The 16,140-nt window shown below is 72.1% G+C and carries 13 protein-coding genes; 6 read left to right on the forward strand and 7 right to left on the reverse strand.

The genetic code is table 11. The features are described from left to right. Positions 1-147: 147 nt before the first annotated feature. The 4 genes from ACZ499_RS03935 to ACZ499_RS03950 all read right to left on the reverse strand — a co-directional run bounded on the left by ACZ499_RS03935 (position 148) and on the right by ACZ499_RS03950 (position 3,843). Positions 148-342: a hypothetical protein gene (locus ACZ499_RS03935; RefSeq protein ID WP_468409886.1), complete on the reverse strand. Its 195-nt coding sequence runs from the start codon at positions 340-342 to the stop codon at positions 148-150. A gap of 110 nt (positions 343-452) precedes the next feature. Continuing rightward, positions 453-1,340 (reverse strand): SDR family oxidoreductase, encoded by an 888-nt coding sequence (locus ACZ499_RS03940; protein WP_468671925.1) that lies wholly within the window; start codon positions 1,338-1,340, stop codon positions 453-455. Beyond that, positions 1,337-2,275, reverse strand: a complete 939-nt coding sequence (locus ACZ499_RS03945) for an alpha/beta fold hydrolase (protein ID WP_468671926.1) — start codon at positions 2,273-2,275, stop codon at positions 1,337-1,339. The genes ACZ499_RS03940 and ACZ499_RS03945 overlap by 4 nt, the downstream gene beginning before the upstream one ends. Further along, positions 2,272-3,843, reverse strand: coding sequence for a flavin-containing monooxygenase (locus ACZ499_RS03950; RefSeq protein WP_468672102.1), 1,572 nt, complete (start codon positions 3,841-3,843; stop codon positions 2,272-2,274). The genes ACZ499_RS03945 and ACZ499_RS03950 overlap by 4 nt, the downstream gene beginning before the upstream one ends. Positions 3,844-4,067: 224 nt before the next feature. On the opposite strand from ACZ499_RS03950, the gene ACZ499_RS03955 reads away from it, so the two are divergent. Beyond that, positions 4,068-4,697, forward strand: a complete 630-nt coding sequence (locus ACZ499_RS03955; protein ID WP_468672104.1) for a MerR family transcriptional regulator — start codon at positions 4,068-4,070, stop codon at positions 4,695-4,697. Between the two features lie 228 nt (positions 4,698-4,925). Here ACZ499_RS03955 and ACZ499_RS03960 read toward each other — a convergent pair whose 3' ends face one another. After that, positions 4,926-8,213 carry a S41 family peptidase gene (locus ACZ499_RS03960; RefSeq protein ID WP_468671928.1) on the reverse strand — a complete coding sequence of 1,096 codons (3,288 nt, stop codon included), beginning with the start codon at positions 8,211-8,213 and terminating at the stop codon, positions 4,926-4,928. 153 nt (positions 8,214-8,366) lie between these two features. Between ACZ499_RS03960 and ACZ499_RS03965 the strand changes: the two genes are divergently transcribed. Both ACZ499_RS03965 and ACZ499_RS03970 read left to right on the forward strand, forming a co-directional pair. Next, positions 8,367-8,942 (forward strand): TetR/AcrR family transcriptional regulator, encoded by a 576-nt coding sequence (locus tag ACZ499_RS03965; RefSeq protein WP_385548577.1) that lies wholly within the window; start codon positions 8,367-8,369, stop codon positions 8,940-8,942. A 97-nt stretch (positions 8,943-9,039) separates the two neighbouring features. Then, entirely contained in the window at positions 9,040-11,259 is a 2,220-nt protein-coding gene (locus ACZ499_RS03970; RefSeq protein WP_468671931.1) for an MMPL family transporter, read from the forward strand. Positions 11,260-11,419: 160 nt separating this feature from the next. On the opposite strand, the gene ACZ499_RS03975 is transcribed toward ACZ499_RS03970, so the two are convergent. Continuing rightward, the gene (locus ACZ499_RS03975) at positions 11,420-11,770 is read right to left on the reverse strand and encodes an SsgA family sporulation/cell division regulator (protein WP_385548571.1); all 351 of its coding nucleotides are present in this window, start codon (positions 11,768-11,770) and stop codon (positions 11,420-11,422) included. Between the two features lie 211 nt (positions 11,771-11,981). On the opposite strand from ACZ499_RS03975, the gene ACZ499_RS03980 reads away from it, so the two are divergent. From ACZ499_RS03980 to ACZ499_RS03990, 3 genes are read left to right on the forward strand one after another with little or no spacing between them, the layout of a single operon-like run. Further along, complete coding sequence (locus tag ACZ499_RS03980) at positions 11,982-13,043, forward strand: energy-coupling factor ABC transporter permease (RefSeq protein ID WP_468671934.1); 1,062 nt, start codon at positions 11,982-11,984, stop codon at positions 13,041-13,043. Position 13,044: 1 nt separating this feature from the next. Then, positions 13,045-13,806 carry a cobalt ECF transporter T component CbiQ gene (cbiQ, locus tag ACZ499_RS03985; RefSeq protein ID WP_468409903.1) on the forward strand — a complete coding sequence of 254 codons (762 nt, stop codon included), beginning with the start codon at positions 13,045-13,047 and terminating at the stop codon, positions 13,804-13,806. Further along, positions 13,803-14,576 carry an energy-coupling factor ABC transporter ATP-binding protein gene (locus ACZ499_RS03990; protein ID WP_468409905.1) on the forward strand — a complete coding sequence of 258 codons (774 nt, stop codon included), beginning with the start codon at positions 13,803-13,805 and terminating at the stop codon, positions 14,574-14,576. The genes cbiQ and ACZ499_RS03990 overlap by 4 nt, the downstream gene beginning before the upstream one ends. Before the next feature lie 3 nt (positions 14,577-14,579). On the opposite strand, the gene ACZ499_RS03995 is transcribed toward ACZ499_RS03990, so the two are convergent. Next, on the reverse strand, positions 14,580-15,752 hold the full coding sequence (locus ACZ499_RS03995; protein WP_468409907.1) for a serine hydrolase domain-containing protein: 1,173 nt from the start codon (positions 15,750-15,752) through the stop codon (positions 14,580-14,582). Positions 15,753-16,140: the final 388 nt, after the last annotated feature.

Raw genomic sequence — 16,140 nt, forward strand, 5'->3', positions numbered from 1 at the left:
GAGGCGGGGGGGGGGGGGGGGGGGGGATGGAGGGTAGTGGGGGAGGGGGGGTGGAGTGGGAGGAGGACTAGCAGGCAGGCAGGACGCGCCCCCCCCCCCCCCCCCCCCCCCCCCCCCCCGCTTCTTGCACGCGGAAAGCGCGAAGCGTCAGGCGTCGTAGTCCATGTCGAACTTGTCCTGCTGCTCCTGCGAGGCCCGCTGGGCCTCGTCCGGGATCTGCTGGCCCTTCTGCTGAGCCTGCCGCGAGCGCTCCTGCTGCTGGTCCTTCTTCGAGCTCATCGCCTGCTGGCCCTTCTGCTGGGCCTGCTTCGCCTTGTCCTGGAACTGGTCCTTGGTGCCCATCGAGTTCACTCCTGAAGGGGTATGAGGGGCCGGGTGCCGGGGCTGTTCCCGCGGCTCCCCCGGGCCTCGATCAGCGTGACACGGCTGGACATACCGCGCATTTCGATCAGTTACGGAAGGTCACGGAGCGTGCGTTCCTGCTCGTCGGCGGCCCCGCCCGGGCCCACGAGCCCCCGCCCGACGCCCGCGAGGCGGGGCTCGAAGCGCCGCATCTCGCGCTGGCCCACGGCCCCGATGACCGCGGGCAGATAGCCGCGCACCGACTGCATCCCCCGCAGCCACCACTGCGCGTACACATGCGAGGAGCGGCGCTCGATGCCGGCCACGATCCGGTCGACGGCCGGGCCCAGCGGATATGTGCGGTTGGACGGCCACGGCAGCCGCCGGCGCAGCTCGCGCATCACGTCGTCCTGGTCCGCCCCGCGCACCATGTCCGTGTCGGTCCAGGACAGATACCCGACCCCGACCCGTACGCCCTTGTAACCCACCTCGGCGCGCAGGCTGTGCGCGAAGGCCTCCACACCCGACTTGGACGCGCAGTACGCCGTCATCATCGGCGCCGGGGTGATCGCGGCGAGCGAGGCGATCTGGAGGAAGTAGCCACGGCTCTCCATCAGTACGGGCAGGAAGGCCCGCGCCGTGACCGCGCCGCCGATCAGGTTCACCTCGATGACCCGCCGCCACGCGTCCGGGTCGGAGTCCACGAACGGGCCGCCCGAGGCGACGCCCGCGTTGGCGACCACGATGTCGACCTTGCCGAACCGCTGCTTGACCTCCTGTGCGACCCGCGCCATCGCCTCGTGGTCGGTGACGTCCGCGAACCACGACTGCGCCTCGGTGTGCAGCCGCGCGGCCACCCGCTTCAGCTCGTCCGGCTCCAGGCCGACCAAGGCCACCTTGGCGCCGCGCGCCGACAGTTTGCGCGCCAGCAGCTCGCCGACGCCCCGGGCCGCGCCCGTGACGACCGCGACCTGCCCCTCCAGGCTCACCCTGCTCATGCCACGTCCTCCTCGACCGCCACATACGTACGAACCAGTTCACGGATGCGTTCCGTGACGACCTCCGGGGCCTCCACCGGGGTCATGTGCCCGATGCCGGTGAGCTCGGTGAGCCCCACGCAGACGGGCAGCGCGGCCGCGATCCGCCGGGCGTGCACCGGCGGGGTGAGCCGGTCGGCCGTCCCCGCCACCACGGCGGTGGGTACCCTCAACTCCCTTACCAGGGCGTCGATTTCGAGCTCGGCCAGCACCTGCGACCAGGCGTAGCGGGGACCCCGGCCGCAGCCGTGCACGATCCTGGCGCACGCCTCGATCCGGTCCGGCGCGGTCCCCGGGCCCATCGTCGCGTACCGCAGGATCTTCTTGGCCACCGGCGTGACCGGCCCGAGCGGGGCCTTCGAGCCGAGGACGGCGCCGGTCAGCCGGGTGCGCAGCCGGCCCGGCCGGAGCGGCACCACCAGCGACTCGGCGACCAGCTGCGAGCTGCCCGTGGAGCAGAGCAGCACCGCCGCCGCGTGCTCGCGCAGCCCCGGGCGCCGGGCGGCGGCCATCAGCGTCATACCGCCCATGGAGTGCCCGGCGAGCACCGCCTGCTCGCCCGGCGCGAGCGTCGCGGCGAGCACCGCTTCCAGGTCGTCGGCGAGCGCGTCGGCGGAGCAGACGGCGCTCGCGGCCGTACGGCCGTGGCCGCGCTGGTCGTAGACGACGACCCGGTGGTCCTCGGCCAGTGCGCGTATCTGCGCGGCCCAGAAGGCGGTCGAGCAGGTCCAGCCGTGTGCGAGGACGACGGCCGGCGCGCCCTCGGGCCCGTGCACCTCGACGTGCAGCCGGGCGCCGTCGGCGGAGACGGCGGTGAGCGTACGGGAGGGGGCGGGCGGGGCGAAGGGGCCCGAGGTGACGTGCGCGGGGCGGCGCGGGAAGCTCGTGCGGCTCATGAGGCCACCGCCTCGGGGGTACCGGCACCGGACGCCTTGCGGCCCTTGCGGGGCTTCGGCGCCGCCGGGGCGGGCTCGGCGGCCCGGGCGCGGACCACCTCGTACTCCCCGAGGTCGACCTCGCGGGTCGCCTTGCGGAACTCGCCGGTGGTGCCGGGCCAGATGGTGGTGTTGCGCCCGCTGGCGTCCAGGTACCAGCTGGTGCAGCCGCCGGTGTTCCACACGGTCCGTTTCATGCGCTCCTGGACGCGCCGGTTCCAGGCGCCCACGGCGGACGGCCGGGCGGCGAGCGCGACGCGGCCCCCGAGGACGTCCAACTGCCGCAGATAGTCGGCCATATAGCTGAGCTGGGACTCGATCATCAGGATCATCGAGGAGTTCCCGAGACCGGTGTTGGGCCCGATGATCGTCATCCAGTTGGGGAACCCGGCGGCGGTGGCGCCGCGCAGCGACTCCATGCCGCCCTTCCACGTCTCCGCGAGCGTGCGCCCGTCCGCGCCGACGACGCGGTCGGCGATCGGCATGTCGGTGACGTGGAAGCCGGTACCGAAGATGATCGCGTCGACCTCGGTCTCGGTCCTGTCGGCGGCGACGAGCGTGGAGCCGCGCACCTCGCTGAGCCCGGAGGCGATGACGTCCACATTGGGCTCGGCGAGCGTCGGGTAGTACGCGCTCGACAGCAGGATCCGCTTGCAGCCGATGCGGTAGTCCGGCGTCAGCTTGGCGCGCAGGGCCGGGTCCTTGATGGCCCGGGCCATGTTCCGCTTGGCCAGCGACTCGACGAGCCCCAGCTCGCCCGGCCGCTTGGTGAACGCGCTGACCTGCAACTCCCGGATGCCCCACAGCAGTCCGCGGCGGGCGGCCCCGGTGAACGGCAGCTGCCGGTGCAGCCAGCGCTCGGGGGCGGTGATCGCCCGGTCCACGCGCGGCATGACCCAGGGCGGGGTGCGCTGGAAGAGCGTGAGGCTGCGGACCTGCGGCTGGATGGCCGGGACGATCTGGATCGCGGAGGCGCCGGTCCCGATCATGGCGACGCGCTTGCCGCGCAGGTCGTAGTCGTGGTCCCAGCGGGCGGAGTGGAAGACCTTGCCGGGGAAGCCGTCGAGGCCGGGGATCTCGGGCATCTTGGGGTCGGAGAGCGGCCCGGTCGCGGAGACGACGACATCGGCGTGGAGGGTGGCGCCGTTGGCGCACTCGACGACCCAGTACAACTGCTCGCCGTCCCACCGCATCATCGTCACTTCGTGGTCGAAGCGGATGTGGGAGCGCAGCCGGAAGGTGTCGGCGACGTGCTCCAGATAGGCCCGGATGTGCTCCTGCCCGGAGAACGTGCGCGGCCAGTCCGGGTTGGGCGCGAAGGAGAACGAGTACAGATGGGACGGTACGTCGCAGGCGCACCCGGGATAGCTGTTGTCCCGCCAGGTCCCGCCGACCGACCCGGCCCGTTCCAGGACGACGAAGTCGGTGATCCCCTCCCGCCGCAGCCGGACCGCGGCCCCGAGTCCACCGAATCCGGACCCGATCACCGCCACCCGTACGTGCTCGGGCTCGCGCTCGTGCTGGACCATGCCACCGCCTCCATGCAGGACGTCTGTGCGGAGAGTCTCCATGACGCGCAACTGTGCCAGTAATCACTGGCACAGTTGGGAGAGTAGAGCAGCGGCATACCGAGCGGTAGGGGTCCGGCCGGGGAAAGTTACTGGCGGTACAACATAGGCTGGCGGGCGTGGCAGACGGAGGAGACGGCAGCGCACCCGGGGGCGACACCCCCGCCCCGCCCCGCGAGTACCGCATGGAGGAGCTGGCCGCCAAGGCCGGCATCACCGTGCGCACCCTGCGGTTCTACCGCGAGCGCGGCCTCATCCCGCCGCCGCGCCGCGCGGGCCGCATCGCCTGGTACGACGACCACCACCTGGCCCGGCTGCACACCATCGCCGCGCTCCTCGAACGCGGCCACACCCTCTCCGGCATCGCCGACCTGACCGCCGCGTTCGAGTCCGGCCGCGACGCGGGCGAGGCGCTCGGCCTGGTCGAGCCGACCGAGGAGACCCCGGTCCGGCTCACCCCCGAGGCCCTCGCGGACCACTTCGCGGGCCAGGTGACCCCGGAGAACCTGGCGGCCGCCCTCGACCTCGGCTACCTCGCGGTCGACGGCGAGGAGATCGTCCACATCAGCCGCCGCCTCCTCGACGTCTCGGCCGCGCTCGTCCGCGAGGGCATCCCGCTGGCCGCGGTCCTGGCGGCGGGCCGCGAGGTCCGCTCCCACGCGGACGCCCTGGCCCGCCTGTTCGTCGACCTTCTCCACACCCACGCCTCGGACCAGGACCCGGCCCGGCTGCGCCCGCTGGCCAAGCACGTGGTCGAGGCCGAACTCTCCCTCGCGATGGACCGCCGGTTGGCGGAGGGCGCGGAAGAGGTGTGAGCGGGTCGGTGTTCGTCTGCGGACCGTCTGTGGCTGGTCGCTCCCCCAAGTTCTCGGCTTCGCTCGAACAGGGGGGACCCCCATCGCGGCGGAGCCGCAAATGTCACAGCCCCGCGCCCCTGAAATGCCGCTGCGCGGCATGCCCTGGGCGCCCCGCAGGGGCGCATTCTTAGGGGCGCGGGGAACTGCGCGAGCAACCCACCACGGTCCGCAGACGAATCACCGCGCTCAGCGGGGCGGCAGCTCCGGGCGCCGCCGATCCGGAGTGTTCGTATACCCGGGCGGCGTGGCCGCGGGCGTACCGGACAGCAGATCCAGCGCCAGCTGGACCGCGTCGTCCAGCTGGGCGTGGCGGCCCTCCGCCCAGTCCAGCGGGGTGCGCAGGATCTCCAGGTCCGGCTCGACCCCGTGGTTCTCGATCGACCACTCGTACCTGTCGAACCAGGCCGCGTTCATCGGCACCGTGATCACCGTGCCGTCGCCCAGCGTGTGGCGGCCGGTCATGCCGACCACACCGCCCCAGGTGCGCTGGCCGACCACCGGGCCGAGCCTGAGGAGGCGGAAGGCCGCAGTGATCATGTCGCCGTCGGAGGAGGTCGCCTCGTCGGCCAGGGCCACCACCGGGCCCCTGGGGGCGTTCGAGGCGTACGAGACGGGCTGGGCGTCGCGTGTGAGGTCCCAGCCGATGATCTTGCGGGTGAGCTTCTCGATCACCAGCTCGCTGATGTGGCCGCCCGCGTTGCCGCGTACGTCGACGATCAGTGCCGGGCGGGACATCTCCAGCCGCAGGTCCCGGTTGAACTGGGCCCAGCCCGAGCCGCCCATGTCCGGGATGTGGAGATAGCCGCACTTCTCGCCGCTCAGCTCCCGCACCACCGCACGGCGCTTGGCCACCCAGTCCTGGTAGCGCAGCGGGCGCTCGTCCACCAGCGGGACCACCGCGACCCGGCGCGAGCGGCCCTCACCCTCGGCGGGCTCGAAGGTCAGCTCGACGGTCGTGCCGCCCGAGCCCGCGAGCAGCGGGTACGGGCCCGCCACCGGGTCCACCGGGCGGCCGTCGACATGGGTGAGCACCGCGCCCTCGCGGATGCCGGTGCCGGCCAGCGGCGAGCGGGCCTTGGAGTCGGAGGAGTCGCCGGGCAGGATGCGCCGCACCATCCAGCCGTCCTCGCGGTGGACGAAGTTGGCGCCGAGCAGGCCCTGGGGGCGCTGGTAGTGGGGCGGGCCCTCGTTCCTGCGGGCGGCCGAGACGTACGCGTGCGAGGTGCCCAGCTCGCCGAGGACCTCGCGCAGCAGGTCCGCGAACTCGTCGGGGGAGGCGACCCGTTCGACCAGCGGGCGGTACTGGTCGAGGACCGCCTTCCAGTCGATGCCGCACATCCGCGGCTCCCAGAAGTACGCGCGGATGATCCGGCCCGCCTCGTCGTACGCCTGGCGCCACTCGGAGGGCGGGTCGACCTCGTGGAGGACGCGGCGCAGGTCGAGGTAGACCGTGGAGTCGGTGTCGCCGGACTCGGTGGCGGGCACGGCCCGCAGCTCGCCCTCGTCGACGACCACCAGTCGGCTGCCGTCGCCGCTCACCGCGAACCAGTCGAGGTGGTCGACGAGTTCGGCCTTGCGCGCCTTGGTGATGTCGAAGTGCTCCAGGGTCGGGCGGCCCGAGGTGTCCGCCGGGTTGGCGAAGGTCTCGCCCAGCGCGCCCGAGATCGGCCAGCGCAGCCACACCAGCCCGCCGCCGGACACCGGGTTCAGCGCCGAGTACTTGGAGGCCGCCACCGGGAACGGCGTCACCCTGCTCTCCAGACCCTCCACCTCGACCGTCACCGTGCCGTCGCCCGAGTCGTCCAGCGGGTCGAGCCCGCCCGCGGCCGGGCGCCCGTCGGGCAGCAGCGCGAAGGGGGAGGGGGTGGCCGAGGAGAGCGGCACCAGATACGGGCGGCAGCCGAGCGGGAAGGAGAGGTCGCCGGTGTGGACGTCGTAGACCGGGTCGAAGCCGCGCCAGGAGAGGAAGGCGAGATAGCGGCCGTCCCGGGTGAACACCGGGTTCTCGTCCTCGAAGCGGCCGTTGGTGACATCCACGATGACCCGCGCGCCCGGCCCGGAGATCCGGGCCATCTTGATCTGGCGCAGCGAGCGGCCGATGCCCGGGTGGGACCAGGTCAGCCAGCAGCCGTCCGGCGAGAACGCCAGGTCGCGGACGGGTCCGTTGATCGAGCGGATCAGTTCGGTGGCCTCGCCGTTGGACTCCTCGGTGGCGTCGATCAGCAGCAGCCGGCCGTCGTGCGAGGCGATCGCCAGGCGTTCGCCCTCCGGGTCGGAGAGCAGCTCCTGGACCCGGCCGAGCTCGCCGGAGGCCAGCCGCCTCGGCTCGCGCTCGCCGCTGGCCCGGGGCAGGTAGGTGATCTCCACCGCGTCCTCGCCGTCCGCGTCCGTCACGTACGCCACCTGGCCGCCGGTGCCGAGCATCTCGGGCAGGCGGACCCGTACGCCCGCGGTGTCGGTGATCGTGCGGGCCGGGCCGTCGCGGTGGGTCAGCCAGTACAGGCTGCCGCGCACCACGACCGCGCTGGCCCGGCCGGTGGTGTCGACCGAGAGCGCGTCCACGTGGCTGGCGGCGGGCACCTGGTACGTACGCCGTCCGGCGCGCGGGCCGCCCAGGCGCACGTCCAGACGGCGCGGGGCAGACTCGGGGGTGAGGGCGTCGACGATCCACAGGTCGCCCGCGCACTGGTAGACCACCCGGTGCCCGTCCGAGGAGGCGTGCCGGGCGTAGTACTCGTCGTGGTCGGTGTGGCGGCGCAGGTCGGAGCCGTCGGGCAGACAGGAGTAGAGGTTGGCGACGCCCTCATGGTCGGAGAGGAACGCGATGCGGTCCGCCACGAACATCACCGAGTCGAGATGGCCGCCGATGTCCGGGAGCAGCCGCTCGCCGTGCAGCCACAGCCGGCCCATGGCGCCGCCCCGGTAGCGCTTCCAGGCGGCGGGCTCGTGCGGCGGCTTGCCGGTGAGCAGCAGGGTGCGGCGCTCGCCGTCGAGGTCGGTGACCGCGATGTCCGAGACCGGGCCCCAGGGCAGCCGCCCGCCGGGGGAGCCGTCGGCGGGGACGCTGTAGGCCCAGGAGAAGTACGAGAAGGGCTGGCCGTGGGAGGAGACGGCCAGGATGTGACCGTCGGGGGTCCAGCCGCAGACCCGGGTGTCGGCGGAGCCCCAGTAGGTCAGCCGCCGGGCCGGGCCGCCGCCCACGGGGGCCAGGTGGATCTCCGGGTCCAGGCTGCGCCAGGTCGTGTACGCGATCTGTTTCCCGTCGGGGGAGAACCGGGGATGACTGACCTTGGTGCGGTCGACGGTGACCCGCCAGGCCCGCGACGGGCTGTGGCCGGCCGGGACCAGGGGCGCGACCCACAGGTCGTCCTCGGCGGCGAAGCAGATCAAGTCGTCGTGCAGATGCGGGAAGCGGAGGTATGCGCCCTCGGTCACGGGCGCCGGCTGCTGGTCGTCCTCGCGTGCGTCGCTCACTCGTCAATGCTTTCCGCGTGACGGGGGTGAGGCAACTTATGGAGCCCTGTCAGTTGTGGCACAGAACACAAGCGAAACGGTTTCGTTTCGCTCAGGCAGAGCGATATCTTCGAACGAGTACGAAACCGTTTCGTTCGGATGGGAGGTCGAGAAATGGCAAGCAGGCTCACGGCCGAACGTGAGGCAGAGCTGTACGAGTCGGTGCTCGACCTGCTGCGCGAGGTCGGCTACGACGCCCTGACGATGGACGCCGTCGCCGCCCGTACCCGCTCCAGCAAGGCAACCCTCTACCGTCAGTGGGGGAACAAGCCGGAGCTGGTCGCGCGGGCGCTGCGGCACAACAAGCCGGTCGGTCTCCACCAGATCGACACCGGCTCGCTGCGCCGCGACTTCCACGAGCTGGTCGGTCTTGAGGACGACTGCAAGCTGGAGAAGGACTCCGCGCTGATGCGGGGTCTGATGCGCGCCGTCCATGACAACCCGGACCTCCACCAGGCGCTGCGCGAAGTGCTGATCGAGCCGGAGATCACCGGCCTCGACCAGGTGCTGCGGCGCGCGGTGGAACGCGGGGAGGTCCGCGCGGACTGTCCCGCGATCCCCTACGTCGTACACATGCTGGTCGGCGCCTTCGTCGCCCGGCAGCTCGTCGAGGACAAGCCGGTGGACAAGGCTTTCCTCGGAAACTACATCGACGCCGTGGTCCTCCCCGCCCTCGGCGATCCCGTCTAGCTCCCCACCAACCTGCCCCACCTGACGTACGCCGCTCTCGTCGTCGGGCTGGTTATCCACGCCCTGTTTCCATCGACCCGACCGGGAGTACGCCCTCGTGGCCACGTTCCTCTACCGACTCGGCAGGTTCGCCTTCCGGCGCCGCCGCTATGTCGCCCTGGTGTGGGTGGCGCTGCTGTTCCTCGCCGGATTCGGCGCCGCGTCCGCATCCTCTCCTTCCGCCAGCTCCTTCTCGATGCCGGGAACGGAGGCCCAGAAGGCCTTCGACCTGCTCGAACAGCGCTTCCCGGGGGGCAGCGCCGACGGCGCCACCGCCCGTATCGTCTTCAAGGCCCCGGCCGGCAGGACGATGAACGATCCGGCCAGCAAGGCCCAGGTCAGCAAGGTCGTCGCCGACCTGCCCAAGGGGTCCGACCAGGTCTCCTCGGTCACCGACCCGTATCAGGCGGGCGCCGTCTCCAAGGACGGCTCCACCGCGTACATATCGGTGAAGTACAAGGTCAACGGCATGGCCCTGGAGGACAGCGACCGCAAGTCGCTGGAGGACTCCGGCAAGGCCGCCGAGAAGGCCGGGCTCACCGTCGAGATCGGCGGTGACGCGCTCCAGGCCAAGCCCGAGACGGGCTCCGGCGAGATCATCGGTGTGGTGATCGCCGGCATCGTGCTGATGATCACCTTCGGCTCGCTGATCGCGGCCGGGCTTCCGCTGGTCACCGCCATCATCGGCGTCGGCATCGGCGTCTCGACCATCACCGCGCTCGCCAACGTCCTGGACCTCGGCAACACCACCTCGACGCTGGCCTCGATGATCGGCCTCGCGGTCGGCATCGACTACGCGCTCTTCATCGTCTCGCGCTACCGGGCCGAGCTCCGCGAGGGCCGGGACCGCGAGGAAGCGATAGGCAGGGCCGTCGGAACCGCCGGTTCCGCGGTCGTCTTCGCCGGTCTGACCGTCGTCATCGCCCTGTGCGGCCTCGCGGTCGTCAACATCCCGATGCTCACCAAGATGGGCGTGGCCGCGGCCGGTACGGTCGTGATCGCGGTCCTCATCGCACTCACCCTGATCCCGGCGGTGCTCGGGTTCACGGGCAAGCGCGTCTTCGGCCGCCGTACCCGCAAGGCGATGGACGCCGGCAAGGTCCCCTCGCCGGCCGAGGCCAAGCCGAACATGGGCACCCGCTGGTCCAGCCTCGTGCTGCGCAAGCCCGTCTGGGTGCTGCTCGCCGGCGTGATCGGGCTCGGCGTCGTCGCCGTCCCGGCCGCCTCCCTGGAGATGGGTCTGCCCGACGACGGCTCGCAGCCGACGTCGACGACCCAGCGCCGCGCCTACGACTCGCTCTCCGACGGCTTCGGCCCGGGCTTCAACGGCCCGCTGATGATCGTCGTGGACGGCGCCAAGGCCGGCGGTGCCAAGGGCGCGGCCGACCGCACCGCGGACACCATCAAGAAGCTGCCGGACGTCGCCGAGGTCATGGCGCCCGCCCTCAACAAGGAGGGCGACACCGCGACCATCACGGTGATCCCGAAGTCCAAGCCGTCCTCCACGGACACCGAGGACCTGGTCCACTCGATCCGGGACGCGGGCAAGGACATCAAGTCCGAGACCAAGGCCGAGGTCCTGGTCACCGGCGCGACCGCGATGAACATCGACTTCTCGCAGCGCATGAACGACGCCCTGCTGCCCTATCTGGCGCTCGTGGTGGGCCTGGCCTTCCTGCTCCTGATGGTGGTCTTCCGCTCGATCCTGGTTCCGCTGAAGGCGGCCCTCGGCTTCCTGCTCTCGGTGGTCGCCGCCCTCGGCGCGGTCGTCGCGGTCTTCCAGTGGGGCTGGCTCGGCGGGCTCTTCGGGGTGGAGAACCCCGGCCCGATCATGTCGATGATGCCGATCTTCATGGTCGGAGTGGTCTTCGGTCTGGCCATGGACTACGAGGTCTTCCTCGTCACCCGGATGCGCGAGGCGTACGTCCACGGTGAGCGTCCCGGCCAGGCGATCGTGACCGGTTTCCGGCACGGCGCCCGGGTGGTCACGGCCGCCGCGGTGATCATGATCGCGGTCTTCTCCGGCTTCATCGGGGCCAGCGACCAGATGATCAAGATGATCGGCTTCGCCCTCGCGATCGCGGTCTTCTTCGACGCCTTCGTGGTCCGTATGGCGATCGTCCCTGCGGTGCTCGCGCTGCTCGGCTCGAAGGCCTGGTGGCTGCCGGGCTGGCTCGACAAGATCCTGCCCAACGTCGACGTCGAGGGGGAGGGCCTGAAGGCCCACGCGGCGAAGGCGTCCGACGGCGACGACGACCGCGAGCTCGCGCGCGTCTGACCGTCACCTCCTGACGCCCACGGCCCCCCGGTGCAAGCACCGGCTCCACCGGAGCGGCTGCGCCGCGCCCCTTGAACGGACCGTGCGGCCGAGCCGGCCCCTACGCATCACGCGTAGGGGCCGGCTCTTTCGTTGCGTACGTCCGGCTACGCCGGGGCGATTAGGCCCGTCCGCTCGGCGCGGGCGTCACGCTGTACGTATGCCGCAGAAAGCGGACCAGGGGAGAGCTGTCGAACTGGACCACCGCGACGCCGTCCGGGGAGTGGAACTCCAGGACGGTCTGGGCCCGGCCGCACGGCCAGACGACGATGTCGCCGCGGCGGGCGGGACCGCGAAGTCCGGCCTCCAGCAGCGTGCGCGGGAAGACCCATTCGTTGCCCCCGGGGAACTCGAAGCGCACGGTCAGCGGGTCTTCGGCGGGGTCGTAGCGCAGGGCGACCGGAACGGCGCGGTGGTGCGGGGCGTCCGAGACGATCCTCGCGCGGGCGTGCTCCTCGACGGCGGGGGACATCAGTCGCTCCTCACGCTGGCTCTGCCTGGCTCCGCATAGTTGTTCATGTTCTTTGTCATCAAATGTCGCATATTTTGGGGGGCGTGCCGGGCGTGAGAACGGTTCGTAAATCTCACTCACGCGCTCTTGCAAGCTGTTCGCAGGTGCACGACTATCATCGAGCAGTTCAGTCGAATGGTTCCAGCCATCCAGGCCCCAGCGGAGACCACCCATGCATGTCCCGGACGGATTCATCAACGCCCCCGTCTCCGCGATAGCCGGAGTAGGCGCGGCGGCCGCCATCGCGGTCAGCCTGCGCGGGGCCCGACGTGAACTCGACGAGAAGACGGCCCCGCTCGCGGGTCTGGTCGCGGCGTTCATCTTCGCCGTGCAGATGCTGAACTTCCCCGTGGCGGCCGGCACCAGCGGCCATCTGCTCGGCGGGGCGCTCGCGGCGATACTCGTCGGTCCGTACACCGGCGTCCTCTGTGTCTCCGTCGTACTCCTCATGCAGGGCATCCTTTTCGCCGACGGCGGCCTCACCGCGCTCGGCGTCAACATCACCGACATGGCGATCGTGACGACGGTCGTGGCGTACACCGTCTTCCGCGGCCTGGTGAAGGTGCTGCCCCGCAGGCGGGGCTCCATCACCGCGGCCACCTTCGTCGCCGCCCTCCTCTCCGTCCCGGCCGCCGCCCTCGCCTTCACCGCGATCTACTCGGTCGGCGGCACCACCGACGTCCCCATCGGCAAGGTGCTCACCGCGATGGTCGGCGTGCACATCCTGATCGGCATCGGCGAGGCCGCGATCACGGCGCTCACCGTGGGCGCGGTCATCGCCGTACGGCCCGACCTCGTCCACGGGGCCCGCGGACTGCACGCCCCGCTGAAGCTCCGCGTGGGCGGCGAACTGGTCGACGCCCCCGCTCCCGAGCCCGTACCCGCCGCGGCCCGCTCCACGCACAGGGTCCGCGCCGCGTTCGTCGTCGCGGCCCTCCTCGTGGCGGGATTCTTCTCCTTCTACGCGTCCGCCTCGCCCGACGGCCTGGAGAAGGTGGCCCACGACAAGGGCATCGACACCCAGGAGAAGAAGCACGCCACCGAGGACTCGCTGCTCGCGGGCTACTCGGTCAAGGACATCGGCAACGACCGCCTCGCCACCGGCCTCGCGGGCATGACCGGAGTCGCGGTGACGGTCGGCGTCGGCAGCGGGATCTTCTGGGTGGTGCGCCGCCGCGGCGCCGCCGCGGCCGAGGCCACGCCCACCGCCGTGCCCCGGACGGAGAAGGTCTGACATGGGCGCGGGCCACACGCACAAGATGTACCGGCAGGCCGTCTCGCCGGTCCACGACCTGCCCCCGCACTGCAAGATCGCGGCCGTCTTCCTCTTCGTGATCGTGGTCGTCTCGACCCCGCGCGAGGCGATCTGGGCCTTCGGGCTGTACGCGGTGCTGATCGGCACGGTGGCGGGCGCGGCCAGGATCCCGGTGGGCTTCCTGCTCAAGCGCCTGCTGATCGAGGTGCCGTTCGTGGCGTTCGCCGTGCTGATGCCGTTCGTGGTGCCGGGCGAGCAGGTGCACGTGCTCGGCCTGTCGATGAGCGAGAACGGGCTGTGGGGCGCGTGGAACGTACTGGCCAAGGGCACGCTCGGGGTCGCCGCCTCGGTGATCCTGGCCTCCACCACGGACCTGCGGGCGCTGCTCCTCGGCCTCCAGCGACTCAAACTCCCGTCGCTCCTGGTCCAGATCGCCTCGTTCATGATCCGCTACGGCGATGTGATCACGGACGAGATGCGCCGGATGTCGATCGCCCGCCGCTCGCGCGGCTTCGAGGCGAAGGGCCTGCGGGCCTGGAGCGTCCTCGCCAAGTCGGCGGGCGCGCTGTTCATCCGCTCCTACGAGCGCGGTGAGCGCGTACATCTGGCCATGGTCAGCCGTGGTTACGCGGGTTCGATGCCGGTCATCGACGATGTGACGGCGACCGGTGCGCAATGGCGTTACGCGGCGGTGCTCCCCGCGTCGGCTCTGGTCATCTGTCTCTTGGGGTGGACCCTGTGAACACATCTGCAACTGCCTCCGCGCCCGCTTCGCTGCACGTGAGCGGGCTCGCCTTCGCCTACCCCGACGGCCACCAGGCCCTGTTCGGCGTCGACCTGACGGTGGGGCGCGGCGAGCGGGTCGCGCTGCTCGGCCCCAACGGCGCGGGCAAGACGACCCTGGTCCTGCACCTCAACGGCATCCTGACCGGCGGCGCGGGCTCGGTGACGGTGGCCGGGCTCCCCGTGGAGAAGCGGAACCTGGCCGAGATCCGGCGCCGGGTCGGCATCGTCTTCCAGGACCCCGACGACCAGCTCTTCATGCCCACGGTCCGCGAGGACGTGGCGTTCGGCCCGGCCGCGTCGGGGATGCGCGGGGCGGAGCTGGAGGCGCGGGTGCACAAGGCGCTGGAGCGGGTGGGGATGGCGGAGTACGCGGACCGGCCGCCGCACCACCTCTCCTTCGGCCAGCGCCGCCGGGTCGCGGTGGCGACCGTGCTCGCGATGGAGCCGGAGATCCTGGTCCTGGACGAGCCGTCGTCGAACCTGGACCCGGCGTCCAGGCGCGAACTGGCCGACATCCTGCGGGCGCTGGACGTCACCGTACTGATGGTCACGCACGACCTGCCGTACGCGCTGGAGCTGTGCGGCCGGTCCGTGATCCTCAGCGGCGGGACGATCGCGGCGGACGGCAAGACGGCGGACGTCCTGTCGGATGACGAACTGATGCGCACGCACCGCCTGGAGCTGCCGTTCGGCTTCGACCCGAGGACGGCGGCGGCGAAGGCGTAACCGCTACCCGACTGCCTCGCGGACCGCGCGCACCAGGGCCTGGGCGCGCGGGTCGGCGGTGACGCCCTTCTGGAGGCCGTTGGTGACGTAGCCGAAGGCGATGCCCGACTCCGGGTCGGCGAAGCCGAGCGAGCCGCCGCGGCCCGGGTGCCCGAACGAGCCGGGGCCCAGGAGCGGCGACGCCGGGCCGTGCAGCATGAAGCCGAGTCCGAAGCGGGTGTTGACTACCAGGACCCGGTCCGGGCCCGCCGACTCCTCGGTACGGGCCAGCGCGACCGTCGCCGGGGCGAAGAGGCGGCGCCCGTCCACCTCGCCGATGGCCGCCGCGTAGAAGCGGGCGAGGCCGCGGGCGGTGGATATACCGGCGGAGGCGGGGAGTTCGGCGGCGCGGTAGGCGGGGTCGTTCTCGTCCGGGAGCGGGTCGATGGCGCCGAAGGCGCGGCGGGTGAGGGAGGCGGGGTCCTCGTACGCGGCGGAGACGGCGCGCTTGGGCCGCAGGGTGATGGCGCCGGGGACGTGGGGCGCCTCCGTCGGTCCCACGCGCCCCACCCGCCCGGCCTCGTCCTCTGGCAGCCCGATCCAGAAGTCGGCGCCCAGCGGCCGGGCGATCTCCTCCGCGACCCAGCGGCCGAGGGTGCGGCCGGTGACGCGGCGGACGAGCTCACCGAGGAGCCAGCTGTACGTCTGGGCGTGGTACCCGTGCCCGGACCCCGGCTCCCAGAACGGAGCCTGCGCGGCGACCGCGGCCGGTCCTGACTCGCCGTCGGCGGCCTCGGCGGGGGTGAGGGGCCGGTCGAGGGCGGGAACGCCGGCGCGGTGCGAGAGGAGGTGCCGGACGAGCGTGCGCTCCTTGCCCTTCGCCTTGAACCCGGGCCAGTACGTGGCCACGGGCGCGTCCAGGTCCAGCTGGCCGCGCTGGTGGAGGAGGAGGGGGACGGCGGCGGCTATGCCCTTGGTGGCCGAGCGGACGATCTGGGCGGTGTCGACGGCCCAGGGCGCCTGGCCGTCGACGTCCTTGGTCCCGCCCCACAGGTCGACGACCTTCCGCCCGTCCCGGTACACGGCGACGGCGGCGCCGTGGTCTCCGCGGTGGGTGAAGTTACGGACGAAGGCGTCCCTGACCGGTTCGTACCCCGGGTCCACCGAGCCCTGCACGTCACTCACGCCCGCTCCCATGTTTCCGGCGGCGCCTCTGGTGACGCACCCGGTCCATTGAACGTGGTGGGGCGGGGGGATTCTTCCCCGGGGGCTCCGCGCCCAGGCCCCGGTGCGGGGCTGCGCCCCTGGACCCGTGTTCGTCTGCGGGCCCGGTGAGGGCTGGTCGCGCAGTTCCTCGCGCCCCTAAGGGCAGAACGGGGTCCGGCCACATTTCAGCGCTCCGGCGTCTGAGGAGCGGGGTCCGGTGCGGAGCCCCCAAGCGGGGTGCAGGGGCCGCAGGCCCCGCAAAGGGGTCCGGGGGCGCAGCCCCGGGAGAAGGGGGGGGGGGGGGGGGGGGGGGGGGGGGGGGGGGGGGGGGGGGGGGGGGGGGGGGGGGGGGGGGGGGGGGGGGGGGGGGGGGGGGAGA

It is taken from the genome of Streptomyces sp. NPDC031265 (assembly GCF_055570295.1).

Coding starts and splice junctions, on each gene's coding strand:
- ACZ499_RS03935 (WP_468409886.1), bottom strand. CDS start 342: ATGGGCACCAAGGACCAGTTCCAGGACAAGGCGAAGCAGGCCCAGCAG.
- ACZ499_RS03940 (WP_468671925.1), bottom strand. CDS start 1,340: ATGAGCAGGGTGAGCCTGGAGGGGCAGGTCGCGGTCGTCACGGGCGCG.
- ACZ499_RS03945 (WP_468671926.1), bottom strand. CDS start 2,275: ATGAGCCGCACGAGCTTCCCGCGCCGCCCCGCGCACGTCACCTCGGGC.
- ACZ499_RS03950 (WP_468672102.1), bottom strand. CDS start 3,843: ATGGTCCAGCACGAGCGCGAGCCCGAGCACGTACGGGTGGCGGTGATC.
- ACZ499_RS03955 (WP_468672104.1), top strand. CDS start 4,068: ATGGAGGAGCTGGCCGCCAAGGCCGGCATCACCGTGCGCACCCTGCGG.
- ACZ499_RS03965 (WP_385548577.1), top strand. CDS start 8,367: ATGGCAAGCAGGCTCACGGCCGAACGTGAGGCAGAGCTGTACGAGTCG.
- ACZ499_RS03975 (WP_385548571.1), bottom strand. CDS start 11,770: ATGTCCCCCGCCGTCGAGGAGCACGCCCGCGCGAGGATCGTCTCGGAC.
- ACZ499_RS03980 (WP_468671934.1), top strand. CDS start 11,982: ATGCATGTCCCGGACGGATTCATCAACGCCCCCGTCTCCGCGATAGCC.
- cbiQ (WP_468409903.1), top strand. CDS start 13,045: ATGGGCGCGGGCCACACGCACAAGATGTACCGGCAGGCCGTCTCGCCG.
- ACZ499_RS03995 (WP_468409907.1), bottom strand. CDS start 15,752: ATGGGAGCGGGCGTGAGTGACGTGCAGGGCTCGGTGGACCCGGGGTAC.